This is a genomic window from Pseudomonas sp. YuFO8 (assembly GCF_035065025.1).
GTDB classification, from domain to species: Bacteria; Pseudomonadota; Gammaproteobacteria; order Pseudomonadales; family Pseudomonadaceae; genus Aquipseudomonas; species Aquipseudomonas putida_AE.
The window spans coordinates 1-408 of record NZ_JAXDEQ010000175.1 but is presented as its reverse complement, the minus strand read 5'-3'; the positions used below and the strand labels follow the sequence as shown (position 1 = coordinate 408).

The 408-nt window shown below is 60.3% G+C and carries 1 protein-coding gene; it reads right to left on the bottom strand.

The features are described 5' to 3' along the window. Positions 1-408 (bottom strand): substrate binding domain-containing protein (locus SOP95_RS31865; RefSeq protein WP_323609570.1); only part of this gene is annotated, 408 nt, incomplete at both ends.

The window sequence follows — 408 nt, the reverse complement described above, 5'->3', positions numbered from 1 at the left end:
GAAGCGGTCGCCGGTGACGGTCAGGCTGATCTCGCGCTTGCCGTCGTGAAAGGTCCAATGATCGTGGACCCGGCTGCCAAGCATGTACAACAGGCAATTATGCTGGGCCAGTTGCTCCAGGTGCCGAGGCTCGCCATAACGTGCGAGATAGCTGGGAGAGGCACACAGCACACGCACATTGTCTGGGGCGATGGGCAGCGCAATCAGGCTGGAGTCTTCAGGCTCACCATAGCGCAAGGCGATATCCACCGGCTGGCGGAACAGATCGGCAATCCGATCACCCAGCAACAGCCGCACGGTGAGTTGCGGGTAGTCACGCTGGAACTCATCCAACCACGGCAATAGCTGATTGCGCCCGAAATCCGACGGAGCCGACAATTGCAGCACACCGCTGACATGGTCCTGTCC